Below are 16,609 nucleotides of genomic sequence, written 5' to 3' on the forward strand. Positions count from 1 at the left end.
AAGTTCTCAATAAGGCTTTACAGATGCGAACAGGAATGATTATTATTCAGTTGCGCTTCGACGGTGGCTCTACCGAAGAAGAGCACGACATTGCTCACATTGCTTCCAGTTGCCCGCTTCGGCGGGCCCTTTTTTAGGCTCCCGCCCGCTTTCTGTCTCACCCTCTTGTCTCAGTCGTATCGAAGAATCGCCCACGGCAAATGCCGCAGAAAAACAATGCCTTGCCACGTATCGGAACCGGCCAGATCCTTTATGCTTGTCCGTCTCGCGCCTGAATCCCGTGCTTTTTCATCATCGCTCTGAGCTGGTGGTAGGTCACACCCAGTAAGCTGGCGGCACGACGTTGATTGTACTTCGCCTGTTGTAAGCTGATTTCTACCACATCGTACTCCTGCTGATTCTGCCACTGACGCAGGTCAAGCGGTAAAGAAGGCAGGGCCGATGCCGCGTCCGGCACGTGGGCAGGCGGCGGGGCATCTTCGGGGGCGGTGCGTCGTTCAAACGGGTTGATAATGATGTTATCCAGAGGTTCATCGCTGGTGTTATGGCGATAGACCGACCGCTCAACGACGTTTTTTAGCTCACGCACGTTACCCGGCCACGGGTGTTCCAGTAAGGTTTGCTGAGCCTGCTGAGTAAAACCGGGAAACAGGGGCAAGGTTAACTCCCGGCACATCTGGATGGCGAAATGGTCCGCCATCACCAGAATATCGCTACGGCGCTCGCGGAGCGGCGGCAGTTGAACCACATCGAACGCCAGACGATCGAGCAGATCGGCACGAAACTTCCCGGCGGCGGCCAGCGCGGGCAGGTCTTCATTGGTGGCGCAAATCAGGCGCACATTCACCTGAAAAACGTGATTCCCGCCTACGCGTTCAAGCTGACCGTATTCAATAACCCGCAGGAGTTTTTCCTGAACCAGCATCGGGGCGGTTGCCAGCTCATCAAGGAACAGCGTGCCGCCGTCTGCCCGTTCAAAACGGCCCAGGTGACGCTTTTGCGCGCCGGTAAAGGCGCCTGCCTCATGTCCAAACAGCTCCGAATCCAGCAGGTTTTCATTCAGCGCGGCACAGTTGAGCGAGATAAAAGGGCCCTGCCAGCGATCGGACAGATAGTGCAGACGACTGGCGATCAACTCTTTACCGGTACCGCGTTCGCCCACGACCAAAACCGGTTTTTCCAGCGGTGCGAGTTTCGATACCTGCTCCAGCACTTCCAGAAAGTTGTTCGATTCGCCCAGCAGGTTATCGTTGTTAGGAGACATGATGAATTTCGCCACTGATTAATCAATTTAACTATCTTAGAACAGATAAAAGAAACTGCAAAGCCAGCAATACAATAAAAATCAATAAGATAAAAGTTGGCACGCATCTTGAATTAACCCGTACAGCAAGTTGAAACTATGACAATCAAGAGGAACATCATTATGGGTATTTTTTCGCGTTTCGCTGACATCGTTAATGCCAACATTAATTCCCTGCTGGAGCGTGCAGAAGATCCGCAGAAGCTGGTGCGCCTGATGATTCAGGAAATGGAAGATACGCTGGTTGAAGTCCGCTCTACCTCTGCGCGCGCCCTGGCAGAGAAGAAACAGCTGGCACGGCGGATTGAGCAGGCAGAGCTTCAGCAGGCCGAATGGCAGGACAAGGCTGAACTGGCTCTGCGTAAAGACAAAGAGGATCTGGCCCGCTCCGCGCTGATCGAAAAACAGAAACTCACCGATCTGATCGCAACCCTGAAACAGGAAGTTGACCAGGTTGAAGAGACGCTGGCTCGCATGAAAGGCGAAATCACCGAGCTGGAGAAAAAGCTGAGCGAAACCCGCGCACGCCAGCAGGCTCTTACGCTGCGCCACCAGGCGGCATCGTCTTCACGCGACGTCCGCCGTCAGCTGGACGGCGGTAAAATTGATGAAGCGATGGCGCGTTTTGAATCCTTTGAGCGTCGCATCGATCACATGGAAGCAGAAGCAGAGAGCCACGGTTTTGGCAAACCGAAAACCCTGGATCAGCAGTTTACCGATCTGAAAGCGGATGACGAAATCAGTCAGCAACTGAACGCGCTGAAAGCCAAAATGAACCGCAGCGAATAAGACGCCGCTTTCTGCTGGACAGGATTAAGGAGAGTCAATGAGCGCATTATTTTTAGCCATTCCATTAACGATATTTGTGCTGTTTGTGGCACCCGTCTGGCTATGGCTACACTACAGTAACAAACGCAACGGGGGCACCGATCTGTCGCAGAGTCAGATGCAGCGCCTGCAACAGGTAACCAAAGATGCCCAGCGCATGCGGGAGCGCATTGAAGCGCTTGAAGCCATCCTCGATGCTGAACATCCTAACTGGAGGCAGCCATGATGAAAGGCCGCAAGTTATGGCGTAAGCCTGACGAAGGGAAGCTGATGGGCGTGTGTGCCGGTTTAGCCGAATACCTTGACGTTCCGGTACGACTGCTTCGCATCATCGTCGTCTTGTCACTGTTCTTTGGTCTGTTTGTGTTTACCGTGATCGCCTATTTCGTGTTGGGTTTCGTGCTGGACGTTAAACCGGCCGGCGTGGATTACGGGGAATACGCGCCCAGCGCAGGTGAACTGCTGGACCAACTGGAAACGACACTGCAACAGGATGAGCGTAATGTTCGGGATATTGAACGTTACGTCACCTCTGAAACCTTCAGCGTGCGCAGTCGTTTCCGTCAGATTTAATCGTTGTTCTGCAGCGGGCCAGTGTCTGGCCCGTTTGTGAACCGTTTGGAGGAAGTGATGACTGTTTCACGCACTGCGGCTTTTCGTCATCGTGCAACACCTGCGTTGAAGTCCGCCGCTAAATTTATCATTATCAATGCCATAACTTATGGTCCTGCGGGCCTGACCGGCTGGGCGGTGAAATCGGTGGCGCGTCGTCCGTTGCGTATTCTGTTAGGACTGGCGCTTGAGCCACTGCTGAAACGCGTGATGAACACTGTGGCATCACGCTTCATCAAGGAGAAAGATGAAAAGACTGCAAACTGAATTGCTGGCATTGATGAACCGCGGCGTCGATCGCCATCTTCGTCTGGCGGTAACCGGATTAAGCCGCAGTGGCAAAACGGCCTTCATTACCTCGCTGGTTAACCAGCTCCTGTCTGTTCACAGCGGTGCCCGACTGCCGCTGTTTTCCGTGGTGCGCGATGAGCGCCTGCTGGGCGTGAAACGCGTCCCCCAGCGAGACATGGGCACGGCGCGTTTTACCTACGATGAGGGGCTGGCGCAGCTTTACAACACACCGCCTGCCTGGCCAACCCCGACGCGAGGCGTGAGTGAAATGCGCCTGGCACTGCGTTATCGCCCCAACGATTCGTTACTCCGCCATCTCAAAGACACCGCCACGCTCTATCTTGAAATCGTCGATTACCCGGGTGAGTGGCTGCTCGATCTGCCTATGCTGGCACAGGATTATCTGACCTGGTCGCGGCAGATGAACGGCTTATTACAGGGCGATCGCGCCAGCTGGGCCGCGCCATGGCGTGCACTGAGTCAAACGCTTGATCCTTTCGCTCCGGCGGATGAGAACCGCCTGGCCGACATCGCTGCGGCCTGGACTGACTACCTGCATCAGTGTAAAGCGGAAGGGCTGCACTTCATTCAGCCGGGACGTTTTGTTCTGCCTGGCGATATGGCCGGTGCGCCAGCGCTACAGTTTTTTCCCTGGCCAACTGACGATGAAGCCCAGGCGGCGAAGCTGGCGCAGGCCGATAAAGGCAGTAACTTTGCCATGCTGCAGCAGCGATTCAATTACTACTGCCAGCATGTCGTAAAAGACTTCTATAAAAATCATTTTCTGCGCTTTGATCGCCAGATCGTGCTGGTGGACTGCCTGCAGCCGCTCAACAGCGGGCCGCAGGCGTTTAATGATATGCGGCTGGCATTAACGCAACTGATGCAGAGCTTTCATTACGGGCAGCGTACGCTGTTCCGACGACTGTTTTCACCCGTCATCGATAAGCTGTTATTTGCTGCGACCAAAGCCGATCACATCACCAGCGACCAGCACGGCAATATGGTCTCTTTGCTGCAGCAGCTTGTGCAGGACGCCTGGCAAAACGCCGCGTTCGAAGGCATCAGCATGGACTGTATTGGCCTGGCCTCGGTTCAGGCCACACAAAGCGGGCTGGTCGATCACCGTGGCGAAAAAATCCCGGCACTTCGCGGTCATCGCCTGCAGGATGGCGAGGCATTAACCGTTTATCCGGGTGACGTTCCGCCCCGGCTACCGGGCAGCGCGTTCTGGCAGCAGCAAGGCTTTCAGTTTGAGCAGTTTCGCCCACAGCAGCTGGATATCGATCGCCCACTGCCGCATATCCGCATGGATGCGGCGCTGGAATTTTTACTGGGAGATAAATTGCGATGAGCGATCCGTTAAAACCGCGTATCGATTTTGCCCACCCGCTGGAGGATAAGCCCGAAAGTGTGCTGCGGCCTGCTCAAACGTTTGAAGACGATGCCCAGGCCGCTTTTTTGGCTGTGCAAGACAGCGACGCGACGGTTGAAGAAGAAAGCGCAGGGGAAAGAGCCGTCGAGGCCGCGCTGAAACCTAAACGCAGCCTGTGGCGCAAAATGGTGGGCGCAGGCCTGGCGCTGTTTGGCGTCAGTGTTGTGGCGCAGGGCGTGCAGTGGAGCCACAATGCCTGGCTGGCGCAGGACTGGTTTGCGCTGGGCAGCGGCGTCGCCGGCGGACTGATTGTTCTGGCCGGTGTGGGCGCGCTGACCCAGGAATGGCGCCGCTTATATCAACTGCGGCAGCGTGCGGAAGAGCGCGATCGGGGCCGGGAACTGCTTAACAGCCACGGCGTGGGCCAGGGGCGGGCTTTTTGTGAAAAACTGGCGCGTCAGGCCGAACTGGATCAGGCTCATCCAGCGCTGCAACGCTGGCATGCCTCGCTTCACGAAACCCACAATGATGGTGAAACGGTCCGGCTCTATGCCCAACTGGTGCAGCCGGTTCTTGATCGCCAGGCCCGGCGGGAAAACAGCCGCCATGCTGCCGAATCGGCGCTGATGATCGCCGTCAGCCCGTTGGCACTGGTCGATATGGCCTTTATCGCCTGGCGTAACCTGCGGCTGGTCAACCGCATTGCGGCCATTTACGGTATTGAGCTGGGCTATTTTAGTCGACTGCGCCTGTTCCGACTGGTGCTGCTTAACATGGCGTTTGCCGGGGCCTCAGAGCTGGTGCGCGAGGTCGGAATGGACTGGATGTCGCAGGACATCGCGGCCCGCCTGTCGACGCGTGCCGCGCAGGGCATTGGTGCGGGGCTGCTCACCGCCCGGCTGGGTATCAAAGCGATGGAACTGTGTCGGCCTTTACCCTGGCTGGAAAATGATAAACCTCGTCTCGGCGATTACCGCCGGGAGCTGTTAGGGCAGTTGAAAGACGCGCTACAAAAGGGCGGGAATAAACATCCACAAAACTGACTTTAGATGGGGGCCGTTATTTAACGTCCCCTGTTTAGCGCGCCAAATCTGCGGGGGACCGTTCCGGGATACTGGGAAGATTAACTGCGAAAGACGTCGAAAACTCAAGGTATTATGGCGCGCTGCGCGCGACGGACGTTTAAAAAAAACGCGCTTGCGTTAACGCTGTCAACTTTTCCTGACAGCCCCCTTTCTGCGGACGGGCTGTTTAGCGTATTATCGCGACATATCAAACGGATTAAGGCCCACGCAATGCGTTTAGAAGTGTTTTGTCAGGACCGTATCGGACTGGCGCGTGAATTGCTCGACCTGTTGGTGGCGCGCAGTATCGATCTCCGCGGCATTGAAGTCGCCGCCTCAGGCCGTATCTATCTCAATTTCTCCACGCTTGAATTCGAACAGTTCAGTAATCTGATGGCGGAAATCCGTCGTACACCCGGCGTCACCGATGTCCGCACGGTCCCCTATATGCCATCTGAACGTGAACATCGGGTACTCAGCGCCTTGCTGGTTGCCATGCCAGAGCCGGTATTTTCGGTTGATTTGAGAACGAAGGTTGAGCTGGCGAACCCGGCGGCGCAAAACCTGTTTAATCTTGATGAAAACAAGATCCGCAATTTTACCGCCGACCACCTGATTAACGGTTTTAATTTTGCGCGCTGGCTGGAGAGCGAACGCGTTCAGGCGCAGGCGCAACATGTGGTGATAGAAGGGCGCGACTTCCTGATGGAAGCACATCCGATTTACCTGTCAGAGGACAACGACCAGGCCGACCAGCTCGTCGGCGCAATGGTGATGCTGAAGTCTACTGCCCGTATGGGGCGACAACTGCAGAACCTGGTGGTGACTGATGAAACCGAGTTCGATCATATTGTCGCCGTTACGCCCAGGATGCGGCAGGTCGTGGAACAGGCGCGCAAGCTCGCGATGCACGATGCACCGCTGCTGATTATCGGCGACACCGGCACGGGCAAAGACATGCTGGCGCGGGCCTGTCATTTACGCAGCGCACGCGGAAAGATGCCTTTTCTTGCGCTTAACTGTGCATCGCTGCCGGATGACGTAGCGGAAAGTGAGCTTTTTGGTCACGCAGCCGGGGCCTATCCCAATGCGCTGGAGGGTAAAAAAGGCTTTTTCGAACAGGCAAACGGTGGCTCGGTGCTGCTGGATGAAATTGGCGAGATGTCACCCACCATGCAGACGAAGCTGCTGCGTTTTCTCAACGATGGCACTTTCCGCCGCGTCGGTGAGGAGCATGAGGTACACGTGAATGTCCGCGTGATCTGCGCCACCCAGAAGAACCTGTTTGAGCTGGTTCAGCGCGGCGAGTTCAGGGAAGACCTTTTCTATCGCCTGAATGTGCTTACGCTTAATCTGCCGCCGCTGCGCGAGCGCGTTCAGGACATTATGCCGCTGACGGAAATGTTCGTGGCGCGTTTCGCCGATGAACAGGGCATTCCACGGCCGCGTCTTTCCTCACAGCTGAATGCTTTTCTGATGCGCTATAACTGGCCCGGAAACGTGCGGCAGCTTAAAAATGCCTTGTATCGTGCATTAACCCAGTTGGAAGGCCATGAGTTACGGCCGCAGGATATCGTCTTGCCGGAACAGGCGCTGGATGTGTCACTGGGGGAAGAAGCGATGGAAGGCACGCTGGATCAGATCACCAGCCGCTTTGAACGATCTATTTTGACGCGGTTATATTTGTCTTATCCGAGCACGCGCAAACTGGCAAAACGACTGGGGGTTTCCCATACCGCCATTGCCAATAAACTGCGTGAGTACGGTCTGGGGCAGAAGCGCGGCGACAACGAATAAAACGCAGCGGATAAGTCTGGCTTATCCGCTGTGGCCATTATTTCAGCGCAGCGAGTGCGGCATCATAATCGGGTTCAGTGGTGATCTCATTCACCAGCTGGCTGTAAAGCACTTTGTCATGCTCATCCAGTACGATAACGGCACGGGCCGTCAGACCCTGAAGGGCACCATCAGCAATTTCCACGCCAAAATCTTTTTTGAATTCCCCGCCGCGCAGCGTTGACAGCGTAACCACGTTGTTGAGGTTGTCTGCGCCACAAAAACGCGATTGAGCAAAGGGCAGGTCGGCGGAAATACATAACACCACCGTGTTATTCAGTTCGCCCGCTAACTGGTTAAACTTGCGCACCGAAGAGGCGCACACGCCGGTATCGACGCTGGGAAAAATATTCAGAATCTTGCGTTTTCCTGCATACTCAGAGAGTGAAACGTTAGACAGGTTTTTCGCCACGAGGGTAAAAGCGTTAACGCTATCGCCCGGCTGCGGGAACTGACCTGCAACCGCTACAGGGTTGCCCTGAAAGTGAACAGTCTGAGACATAAGAATTCCTTCTAATGATGTTATCTGACAGAAAAGAAAGCGTCAGTACAGGTATAGCCATTGTTTATGACATAAATTTTAAGGGTTTACGAGAGCATTTGTTGCCTAAAGTTAAATGGCGATGATGAATCCCAGAGAAAAGGAGAGGTAATGAGAACGGTAAAATGTTATCCCGAAGCATGGCCGCTGCATACGCCGTTTGTCATTGCTCGTGGCAGTCGCACCGAAGCCAAGGTCGTTGTCGTCGAAATCGAAGAAGAGGGCGTGAAAGGGATCGGCGAGGCCACGCCTTACACGCGCTACGGCGAAAGCGAAGCCCTGGTGCTGGAACAAATTGCGACCGTTATGCCTCAACTGCAGCAAGGGCTGTCGCGTGAAGCCTTGCAGAGCCTGTTGCCTGCCGGTGCGGCAAGAAACGCCATCGACAGTGCTCTCTGGGACCTTGCCGCTCGCCAGCAGCATGTGACGCTGGAGCAGTTAGTGGGCGCGGAACCGACCCAGTCTGTTGTGACTGCACACACGGTGAGCATTGATACGCCGGAAGCGATGGCCAGCAGCGCGCAGGCTTTGTGGCAACATGGCGCAACCCTGCTCAAAATCAAAATGGACAATAACTTTATTACCGAGCGCCTGATGGCGATTCGCGCTGCTGTTCCCGACGCGACATTACTTGTGGATGCGAATGAATCCTGGCATGCCGAAGGGCTGGCAGCCCGTTGCCAGCTGTTAGCCGATCTGGAGGTGGCCATGCTGGAACAGCCGTTACCGGCAGGTGAAGACGCGGCGCTGGCGAACTTTATCCATCCTCTTCCGATCTGCGCCGATGAAAGCTGCCACACGAGGGAAAGCCTGCCTGCTCTCCGTGGACGCTATGAGATGGTGAATATCAAGCTTGATAAAGCGGGCGGACTCACTGAAGCGCTTGCCCTGGCACATGCTGCGCTGCAGCAGGGCTTTACGCTGATGTCCGGCTGTATGATCTGTACCTCAAGAGCGATTCGCGCGGCGCTGCCGCTGGTGCCGCTGGTGCGTTTTGCCGATCTCGATGGCGCAACGTGGCTGGCCGTGGATGTTGAACCGGCGCTTAAGGTACATGACGGGGCGTTAATGACGGCTGCCAGCGCAGCAGAGTAAGCATCGTCTCCAGATACGTTTCTGTGGCTTCGTCCACCGAGATAGCCGGCATCTCGGCAGTGACGCAGGGCAGACTCAGGTCGTGGCACCAACTGCCAAAGGAGCCCGGCGTGGCATAGCCCACGCTGCTCACCCGCGGTAATTGGGTCTGCGCCGCCAGCCAGGCGCCTACGTCTGTCTGTTCGGGGTCATCAATGCAGGCCAGAGGCTCGTGCCACGAGACGACCCAGGCCGGTTTAAGCTGATGAATGAGCGCGCACAGCGCCTGGGTTTCCGGCTCCGATGCCGGATGTGTCCCCGTTGACAGCTTAACGTCCCGCGCGTCTGCCGCGCTGTTCCAGCGGTAAACCGTTTCGCCCGACTGCCAGTTGGCGGCCGGAAAGTTTCGGTTCAGATCCACGCCATTCGCATTGGCACGCAGGCCCAGCTGACAGCCGTCGGGGTTCATCGCCAACACCACATGATGCCGACGCTGTGCCTCCGGCAAGGTCCGCAGCGCAGCGGAAAGGGCGGCTATCGCCGCGTTTTCATCACCGTGAGTGCCGGCCAGAATCAGGCCACTGTCGCCGTCCGCCTGCACGGCGGGAAACCAGAGTAGCGGGGCGCCCAGAACAGAGCGGCCATACTGCTGCCAGGAAATAGCCAGTTTGCCGCGCAGCGGTCGCGGATGAATGGATGACATAATGACGTTCTCCTGAGTTTATTTAAAAGTAGCGGAAAAGCCGGTCGGGGAAAATAGCTATTTATCAATCAGCAATTTGCGATAAAGTGGCCGTTAACAGGCTGAGTCAGTAATGCGCTGATCCAGCGCGTCTTTATTGCAAAGGGGTGATAATGGTAATCCGCTTTTCATTAACGCTAACGGCCCTGAGCCTGCTTAACGCGTTTGTGCCCGCGTTGGCCGCCGAGGTTCCTGCCGGTGCACAGCTTGCCGCGAAACAAGAGATTGTCCGCCATATCAAAGATGAACCCGCTTCCCTCGATCCGGCCAAAGCCGTGGGCCTGCCTGAAATCCAGGTGATGCGCGATTTGTATGAAGGGCTGACCAGTCAGGATGCCCACGGCAAAATTGTGCCCGGTGTCGCGCAGAGCTGGAGCAGCAGTGACAATAAGGTCTGGATACTTACTTTACGTAATAATGCCCGTTGGTCTGATGGCAAACCGGTGACCGCGCAGGATTTTGTATACAGCTGGCAGCGCGTTGTCGATCCTAAAACCTCATCGCCTCAGGCCTCCTTTATCGCACTGAGCGGCATGAGCAACGCGGGCGCGATTACCAAAGGCGAAATGACACCGGATAAGCTGGGCGTCACCGCCCTGGACAAGAATCGCCTGAAGATTACGCTGACCCGTCCGGTTCCCTGGTTTCCTGCGATGCTCTCTAACGTCGCGTTCTATCCAGTACCGCAGGGCGTGGTTGAAAACGCAGGTGCAGACTGGACCCAGCCGGGCAAACTGGTGGGCAATGGGGCTTATCAACTCAGCCAACGCGTCGTGAATGAAAAAATCGTTCTGGTGCGCAATCCCCATTACTGGGACAACGCCCACTCCGTTTTAACCAAAGTGACCTTTGTGCCCATCAACGAAGAATCGAGCGCAACTAAGCGCTACCGCGCTAACGATGTGGATATCACCGAATCTTTCCCCAAAAACATGTATGCGTTGCTGAAGAAAACGCTGCCCGGCCAGGTTTATACGCCGGATCAGCTCGGCACCTACTATTACGCGTTTAATACCCAGAAAGGGCCAACGGCCGACGTACGCGTGCGCAAGGCGCTGTCGTGGAGTATCGATCGCGCCGTTATCGCCGAAAAAGTCCTGGGCACAGGGGAAAAACCGGCATGGCATTTTACCCCTGACGTCACGGCCGGGTTCACACCGCTGCCCGCCCTACAGCAACAGCACAATCAAAAAGAGATGGATGCGCAGGCCAGAGCCCTGTTGGCAGCCGCAGGTTACAGCCCCGCTAAGCCGTTAAAGCTGACGTTGCTGTACAACACTTCTGAAAGCCATCAGAAAATCGCGATTGCGGTGGCGTCGATGTGGAAGAAAAACCTTGGTGTGGATGTGAAACTGGAAAACCAGGAGTGGAAAACCTATATAGACAGCCGAAACAGTGGCAACTTTGACGTTATCCGCGCCTCCTGGGTAGGGGATTACAACGAACCCTCGACGTTCCTGAATCTGCTCACCTCAGGCAACAGCAGCAACATTCCGCGCTTCAGTAATGCCGAATACGATGCCGTCATTGCCAAGGCAAGTATGGAAACCAGCGATAAGGCGCGCAATGCGGATTATAACCGGGCAGAGCAGATTATCGCTGACCAGGTCCCAATCGCGCCCCTTTATCAGTACACCAATGGCCGGCTCATTAAGCCGTGGGTCAAAGGTTACCCGATTACTAACCCCGAAGACGTTGCCTACAGCCGGGAATTGTGGATTGAGAAGCACTAAGTCACAGCGGCCTGACATCAGGCCGTCTTTTGACATCTTTGTACACAGGCTCAGGATTGCAACTCAACAGCGCCACGCTAGACTGTATCGTATTGATTTTGATAGCGGGGTAACGGTGTGGACGGTGTAAAAGGAAAAGCGCTTCAGGTGACAGATGCCATTATTTCCTGCCAGTTGGATGGCAAGGGTGGCATGATCCCCATTGATGAAACGCAGGTGCTGCACGACGAGCATCCCTGCTGGTTGCATCTTAATTATACCCATCCCCGTAGCGCCGAATGGCTGCAGTCTACGCCTCAAATTCCGGATGCCGTGCGCGATGCGCTGGCTGGTGAAAGCATGCGTCCCCGTGTTTCCCGGCTGGGGGACGGTTTTATGATTGTCCTGCGCAGCGTCAACCATAACAGCGATGCACGACCTGACCAGCTGGTGGCAATGCGGGTGTTCATTAACGATCAGCTCATTGTCTCCACCCGCCGACGCAAAGTGTTTGCCGTGGATGAAGTGCTGACCGATCTCGAAAACGGCAACGGTCCGGTGAACTGTGGCAGCTGGCTGGTTGAAGTCTGCGATGCCTTAACCGGGCACACCAGCGAATTTATCGAAGACCTACACGATAAAATCATTGAGCTGGAAGATGCCTTACTTGATCAACGTATTCCGCCGCGGGGTGAGCTGGGACTGTTACGCAAACAGCTGATCGTAATGCGCCGTTATATGGCACCGCAGCGCGATGTCTTCTCGCGCCTGGCGAGTGAAAAATTGCCGTGGATGGACGACAGCGAGCGCCGCCGTATGCAGGAAATTGCTGACAGACTGGGCCGCGGCCTGGACGATCTGGACGCGGGCGTAGCCAGAACCGCCGTGCTGGCAGACGAAGTGGCCTCGGTCATGGCGGAATCCATGAACCGCCGAACCTACACGATGTCGCTTATGGCCATGATCTTTCTGCCAGCGACCTTTTTGACTGGCCTGTTTGGCGTCAATCTGGGCGGGATCCCCGGCGGCGCATGGCGCTATGGCTTTAGCGTCTTTTGTCTTTTACTCGTGGTACTGGCGTTAGGCGTGGCTGGTTATCTGCGCAAGCGACGCTGGCTGTAAGGCATGGGAGAGGAGCAGGGCGTCAGTCAGGAAAATTCCATTAACAGGACTAAAGCTGATCGACGTCAATATCTTCCAGACGCAAACCGCGCAAAATCTCTCTCGCAGGTGAATGCAACGTCAAGCGATGGGCGTTGCGCTCCATATTGTCTTACTTCCTTTTTTGAATTATTGCATAGCATATTTAATTCGAAATACGCCGGCTAACTAGCCGGCTTTTTTTTTGCCCGCTGGCTGAGATGTCAATTCTTTCCTAAGCTTAAAATCCATTCGCATAAGAGGAGAACGGCATGATGGCGATTCACAACAGCGAGCCCATTCCAACGGATCCGCCCCCCATTCCGCAGCCGCAGCCCGATCCGCCACCGGAACCGGAGTTTCCGCCGGTAATGGATCCGCCCCCTCACCGCAACGTATAAAAAAAGGGCACGCGAGTTAACGCGTGCCCTTTACTTTCAATGAACAGATAAGCGTTACTTAATTTCCAGCACGTTAAGACGTTCGCTGAGGTCAGGTGTTTCTTCTTCCTCGGCGCGCCAGCCAACCGGTGTGACCGGCAGCGTTTCGCGATCAAAGGCCAGATCGCCGCCATCGACCACGGCATCGCCGTGTTGAATACCTTTAAAATCAAAGAGGTTGATATCTGCCATGTGAGAGGGCACGACGTTTTGCATGGCGCTGAACATGGTTTCAATACGGCCAGGATAACGTTTATCCCAGTCGCGCAACATGTCTGCGACGACCTGACGTTGCAGATTCGGCTGAGAACCACACAGGTTGCACGGGATAATCGGAAACTGACGGGCTTCTGAGAAACGAATAATATCTTTCTCGCGGCAGTAAGCCAGAGGACGGATCACGATGTGTTTACCATCGTCACTCATCAGCTTGGGCGGCATGCCTTTCATCTTGCCACCGTAGAACATATTCAAAAACAACGTTTGCAGAATATCATCACGATGGTGGCCAAGGGCGATTTTCGTACAGCCCAGCTCCGTAGCGGTGCGATACAAAATTCCCCGACGCAGACGTGAGCACAGAGAGCAGGTCGTTTTACCCTCGGGAATTTTATCTTTAACGATTGAGTAGGTGTCTTCTTCAACGATTTTGTACTCAACACCCTGAGCATCAAGATATTCAGGCAGAATGTGTCCCGGGAATCCCGGCTGTTTCTGGTCAAGATTCACCGCCACCAGGCTGAATGACACCGGCGCGCTTTTTTGCAGGCTACGCAGGATTTCCAGCATGGTATAGCTGTCTTTGCCGCCTGACAGGCAAACCATAATGCGGTCGCCTTCCTCAATCATATTAAAATCGGCGATAGCCTCGCCAACGTTACGGCGTAAACGCTTCTGAAGCTTGTTGAGGTTGTACTGCTCTTTCTTGCTCGTTTCTTGATTTTGTTGCATTACGCGGTTTCTCAGTCATCAAAAGGGAAGTTCACAGAGTCAGTGTGGGTTAACCCGGCCCTGGCCCCGTGGGTCAATGCGCACAAACCTTTTACGCACTGCCGCGCCCCTTTGATTGGCTCTCTATGACGGCTTGCCGCCGGCAGTAAAAGCCAGCGGACAAAAGTATGCCGCGTATGGTACGGATTACGCGTTCAATTTCCAATATCAATTTCTGCGTGCAGCAGAAAGTTCAAGGCTAACGATACAGCCACGACAGGTCTGTTAGCCCTGTCTGGCGATAACGATAAACAGGAAGACCTAGCTATTCTGCCTGCAAAGGTCAGGCCACCATCCAGAGGTCTGTCAGGCCTCTGTCATTTTCGATGCTGGCGCGGTTCATCATTCGCCCGGCAGGGCATCTTTATTCCCATAGCGTCCCGTTTATTCAGGCCCTGATCACATCATTTCCAGCGACTGCACGCCTTTGACTTCCATGATTTTGTCATACAGGTGCGCATCGCTGGATTTGCGCGATAAGGTAACCTGCACGCTTAATTCACACTGGCCGCTTTCTTCATCCCGGTTAATCACCGAAATATTGCCGTAGCGGATGCCTTCACGTTGCATCACCAGTAACACCAGCGGCACGCTCTTGGCTTTGAGGTAAACAATCAGCGTATGATGTTTACCAATTAATAAATGGCTCAGGCGGCGGAACACCTCCAGCACCACCAGTGCCAGCACCGTGCCGTAAATCCCAATCTCATACATACCGCTCCCGATCACCAGCCCGATAGCGGCGGTAACCCAGAGTCCGGCCGCCGTGGTCAGGCCTTTTACCACCTGCTTTTGAATCAGGATGGTGCCGGCACCCAGAAAGCCCATGCCGCTTACCACCTGCGCCGCAACGCGGCTGGGATCGAGCGCCACATGATCTTTCATCAGCATGTCGGCAAAACCGTATTTCGAAACCAGCATAAACATGGCGCTGCCGATACCGACCAGGATATGGGTACGTAACCCGGCTTCTTTGGCACGCATCTGGCGTTCCAGGCCAATCAGCCCGCCTAAAATGCCGGCCAGCGCGATACGAATCAGCATATCCATTAACATTGTTTTTCTCCGGTAATCATCATGTTCAGATAAGTGCAGTTACGTGACAGTGTGATAACAGGATAATTCTGCTTGCAATTAGCTGTGAGGTTTTTTGTAAAAAGCTGTTTCTTCTATCGACCCCGCGTCAGGGCTGACATATTCTTGCTAAGCCTTTAACTCACCTTCCCGGAGTCTGATTGATGAAAGCCGCTACTTTTCTGCTGGCTGGTGCCGCGTTGATACTGTCTGCCTGCAGTAGTAACAGCGATGACAACGAGCCACCACAACAAGCTACTGCCGCCCATGTTCAGCCACACGTGGTGATGTCGTCAATGGCAGAGGCAAACTGTGCCAATGCAGGAGGGACACTGGCGTTCTCAAGTCAGCTGGACGGATCGCGCATCGGGATGTGCCAGTTAGTTAACGGCCGCCGCTGCAGCGAACAAGCGCTAATCGGCGGTAACTGCGCACGCTAACGGGTTCAGGCCGGATAACACCGGCCGGATACGTCAGGCGGTAACCCGATTTTGACAGGTTTCGCCGCGGTTTAGCTGGCTGAGGTTTTCCAGCGTGGTGTCTGATATCGCCGTCAGGGCTTCGGCGGTGAGAAACGCCTGATGACCGGTAAACAGCACGTTATGACAGGCTGACAGGCGGCGGAATACATCATCCTGAATCACATCATTAGATTTGTCTTCAAAGAACAGATCCCGCTCGTTTTCATAAACGTCCATGCCCAGCGCGCCTATTTTTTGCTGCTTCAACGCATCAATCGCAGCCTGAGAATCAATTAATCCGCCCCGACTGGTATTAATGATCATGACGCCGTCACGCATCTGCGAAAAAGCCTGTGCGTTGAGTAAATGATGGTTCTCCGCCGTCAGTGGACAGTGCAGACTGATGACGTGCGACTCGGCAAACAGGGTTTTCAGATCGACATACTCCGCGCCGAGCGCTAAAGCCTGCTCGCTGGGATAAGGATCAAACGCCAGTAAACGCATTCCGAACCCTTTTAATATGCGCAGCGTGGCGATGCCGATTTTGCCGGTGCCAATGATACCGGCCGTTTTGTTATGCATGTTAAAACCGGTCAGGCCGTCCAGCGAAAAATTGGCGTCGCGGGTGCGCTGGTAAGCGCGATGAATCCGGCGGTTCAGCGTCATCATCAGCCCCACCGCATGCTCGGCAACGGCCTCCGGGGAGTAGGCAGGCACGCGGACGACCTGAAGCCCCAGCTCGGCTGCCGCGTCGAGATCGACATTGTTAAATCCCGCACAGCGCAGGGCAATGTAGCGGACGCCCAGCCCCGCCAGCTCTTCGAGCACCGGGCGGCTGCCGTCATCATTCACAAAGATACATACCGCATCGCAGTCTACCGCCGTCTTCGCCGTGCTTTCGCTGAGTAAAAAATCAAAAAAGACCAGTTCGAAACCATACTGTTGGTTGACCTGTTCAAGGTACTTCTGGTCATAGTGTTTAGTACTGTATACGGCGATTTTCATCGTTGTGCTCCTGAAAAGGGAATGCAACAAGAATAACGTTTTCTGTTGCTTTTTGCTGGTCGCTGTTTACCTTTCGCGGTGAAACCTTCACCTTCCGGACGTTACGTGCCATCATTATTCT

General features: G+C 54.9%; 18 protein-coding genes. 12 read left to right on the forward strand and 6 right to left on the reverse strand.

Annotated elements, in window-relative coordinates:
• Positions 1 to 250 precede the first annotated feature (250 nt).
• Positions 251 to 1,264 carry a phage shock protein operon transcriptional activator gene (pspF, locus tag NXS97_RS02230; RefSeq protein WP_015700227.1) on the reverse strand — a complete coding sequence of 338 codons (1,014 nt, stop codon included), beginning with the start codon at positions 1,262 to 1,264 and terminating at the stop codon, positions 251 to 253.
• A 162-nt stretch (positions 1,265 to 1,426) separates the two neighbouring features.
• On the opposite strand from pspF, the gene pspA reads away from it, so the two are divergent.
• The 7 genes from pspA (at position 1,427) to tyrR (ending at position 7,270) form a co-directional block, all read left to right on the forward strand.
• On the forward strand, positions 1,427 to 2,092 hold the full coding sequence (pspA, locus tag NXS97_RS02235; RefSeq protein WP_014605758.1) for a phage shock protein PspA: 666 nt from the start codon (positions 1,427 to 1,429) through the stop codon (positions 2,090 to 2,092).
• 37 nt (positions 2,093 to 2,129) lie between these two features.
• Positions 2,130 to 2,357, forward strand: a complete 228-nt coding sequence (gene pspB, locus NXS97_RS02240; protein ID WP_013025903.1) for an envelope stress response membrane protein PspB — start codon at positions 2,130 to 2,132, stop codon at positions 2,355 to 2,357.
• Positions 2,354 to 2,704, forward strand: coding sequence for an envelope stress response membrane protein PspC (gene pspC, locus NXS97_RS02245; RefSeq protein WP_064373856.1), 351 nt, complete (start codon positions 2,354 to 2,356; stop codon positions 2,702 to 2,704). Before pspB ends, pspC begins: the two co-directional genes overlap by 4 nt.
• Positions 2,705 to 2,761: 57 nt before the next feature.
• On the forward strand, positions 2,762 to 3,010 hold the full coding sequence (gene pspD, locus NXS97_RS02250; protein WP_022623204.1) for a phage shock protein PspD: 249 nt from the start codon (positions 2,762 to 2,764) through the stop codon (positions 3,008 to 3,010).
• Positions 2,991 to 4,388 carry a YcjX family protein gene (locus NXS97_RS02255; protein WP_015700229.1) on the forward strand — a complete coding sequence of 466 codons (1,398 nt, stop codon included), beginning with the start codon at positions 2,991 to 2,993 and terminating at the stop codon, positions 4,386 to 4,388. The genes pspD and NXS97_RS02255 overlap by 20 nt, the downstream gene beginning before the upstream one ends.
• On the forward strand, positions 4,385 to 5,452 hold the full coding sequence (locus tag NXS97_RS02260) for a YcjF family protein (protein ID WP_259231669.1): 1,068 nt from the start codon (positions 4,385 to 4,387) through the stop codon (positions 5,450 to 5,452). The genes NXS97_RS02255 and NXS97_RS02260 overlap by 4 nt, the downstream gene beginning before the upstream one ends.
• 252 nt (positions 5,453 to 5,704) lie before the next feature.
• Positions 5,705 to 7,270: a transcriptional regulator TyrR gene (gene tyrR, locus NXS97_RS02265; RefSeq protein WP_024471800.1), complete on the forward strand. Its 1,566-nt coding sequence runs from the start codon at positions 5,705 to 5,707 to the stop codon at positions 7,268 to 7,270.
• A 37-nt stretch (positions 7,271 to 7,307) separates the two neighbouring features.
• On the opposite strand, the gene tpx is transcribed toward tyrR, so the two are convergent.
• Positions 7,308 to 7,811 carry a thiol peroxidase gene (gene tpx, locus NXS97_RS02270; protein ID WP_013025896.1) on the reverse strand — a complete coding sequence of 168 codons (504 nt, stop codon included), beginning with the start codon at positions 7,809 to 7,811 and terminating at the stop codon, positions 7,308 to 7,310.
• A 150-nt stretch (positions 7,812 to 7,961) separates the two neighbouring features.
• Between tpx and ycjG the strand changes: the two genes are divergently transcribed.
• On the forward strand, positions 7,962 to 8,945 hold the full coding sequence (gene ycjG, locus NXS97_RS02275; RefSeq protein ID WP_024471801.1) for an L-Ala-D/L-Glu epimerase: 984 nt from the start codon (positions 7,962 to 7,964) through the stop codon (positions 8,943 to 8,945).
• Here the strand turns inward: ycjG and mpaA are convergent.
• The gene (gene mpaA, locus NXS97_RS02280) at positions 8,896 to 9,627 is read right to left on the reverse strand and encodes a murein tripeptide amidase MpaA (protein WP_013025894.1); all 732 of its coding nucleotides are present in this window, start codon (positions 9,625 to 9,627) and stop codon (positions 8,896 to 8,898) included. The two genes, ycjG and mpaA, sit on opposite strands and share 50 nt — an antisense overlap.
• 152 nt (positions 9,628 to 9,779) lie before the next feature.
• Between mpaA and NXS97_RS02285 the strand changes: the two genes are divergently transcribed.
• The 3 genes from NXS97_RS02285 (at position 9,780) to NXS97_RS02295 (ending at position 12,919) form a co-directional block, all read left to right on the forward strand.
• The gene (locus NXS97_RS02285) at positions 9,780 to 11,399 is read left to right on the forward strand and encodes an ABC transporter substrate-binding protein (protein ID WP_014605763.1); all 1,620 of its coding nucleotides are present in this window, start codon (positions 9,780 to 9,782) and stop codon (positions 11,397 to 11,399) included.
• 117 nt (positions 11,400 to 11,516) lie between these two features.
• Positions 11,517 to 12,500: a zinc transporter ZntB gene (gene zntB / locus NXS97_RS02290; protein ID WP_013025892.1), complete on the forward strand. Its 984-nt coding sequence runs from the start codon at positions 11,517 to 11,519 to the stop codon at positions 12,498 to 12,500.
• Positions 12,501 to 12,790: 290 nt separating this feature from the next.
• Positions 12,791 to 12,919 carry a hypothetical protein gene (locus NXS97_RS02295; RefSeq protein WP_022623200.1) on the forward strand — a complete coding sequence of 43 codons (129 nt, stop codon included), beginning with the start codon at positions 12,791 to 12,793 and terminating at the stop codon, positions 12,917 to 12,919.
• Between the two features lie 54 nt (positions 12,920 to 12,973).
• On the opposite strand, the gene ttcA is transcribed toward NXS97_RS02295, so the two are convergent.
• Positions 12,974 to 13,909 carry a tRNA 2-thiocytidine(32) synthetase TtcA gene (ttcA, locus tag NXS97_RS02300; protein ID WP_014605764.1) on the reverse strand — a complete coding sequence of 312 codons (936 nt, stop codon included), beginning with the start codon at positions 13,907 to 13,909 and terminating at the stop codon, positions 12,974 to 12,976.
• A 438-nt stretch (positions 13,910 to 14,347) separates the two neighbouring features.
• Positions 14,348 to 15,004, reverse strand: a complete 657-nt coding sequence (locus NXS97_RS02305) for an MgtC/SapB family protein (protein ID WP_013025890.1) — start codon at positions 15,002 to 15,004, stop codon at positions 14,348 to 14,350.
• A 182-nt stretch (positions 15,005 to 15,186) separates the two neighbouring features.
• On the opposite strand from NXS97_RS02305, the gene NXS97_RS02310 reads away from it, so the two are divergent.
• Positions 15,187 to 15,462 carry a DUF333 domain-containing protein gene (locus tag NXS97_RS02310; RefSeq protein WP_014605765.1) on the forward strand — a complete coding sequence of 92 codons (276 nt, stop codon included), beginning with the start codon at positions 15,187 to 15,189 and terminating at the stop codon, positions 15,460 to 15,462.
• A 33-nt stretch (positions 15,463 to 15,495) separates the two neighbouring features.
• Here NXS97_RS02310 and NXS97_RS02315 read toward each other — a convergent pair whose 3' ends face one another.
• Positions 15,496 to 16,488 (reverse strand): 2-hydroxyacid dehydrogenase, encoded by a 993-nt coding sequence (locus NXS97_RS02315; protein ID WP_015700235.1) that lies wholly within the window; start codon positions 16,486 to 16,488, stop codon positions 15,496 to 15,498.
• Positions 16,489 to 16,609 lie beyond the last annotated feature (121 nt).

Origin of the sequence: Pantoea sp. B623 (assembly GCF_024814475.1) — a bacterium.
Taxonomy (GTDB): Bacteria; Pseudomonadota; Gammaproteobacteria; order Enterobacterales; family Enterobacteriaceae; genus Pantoea; species Pantoea ananatis.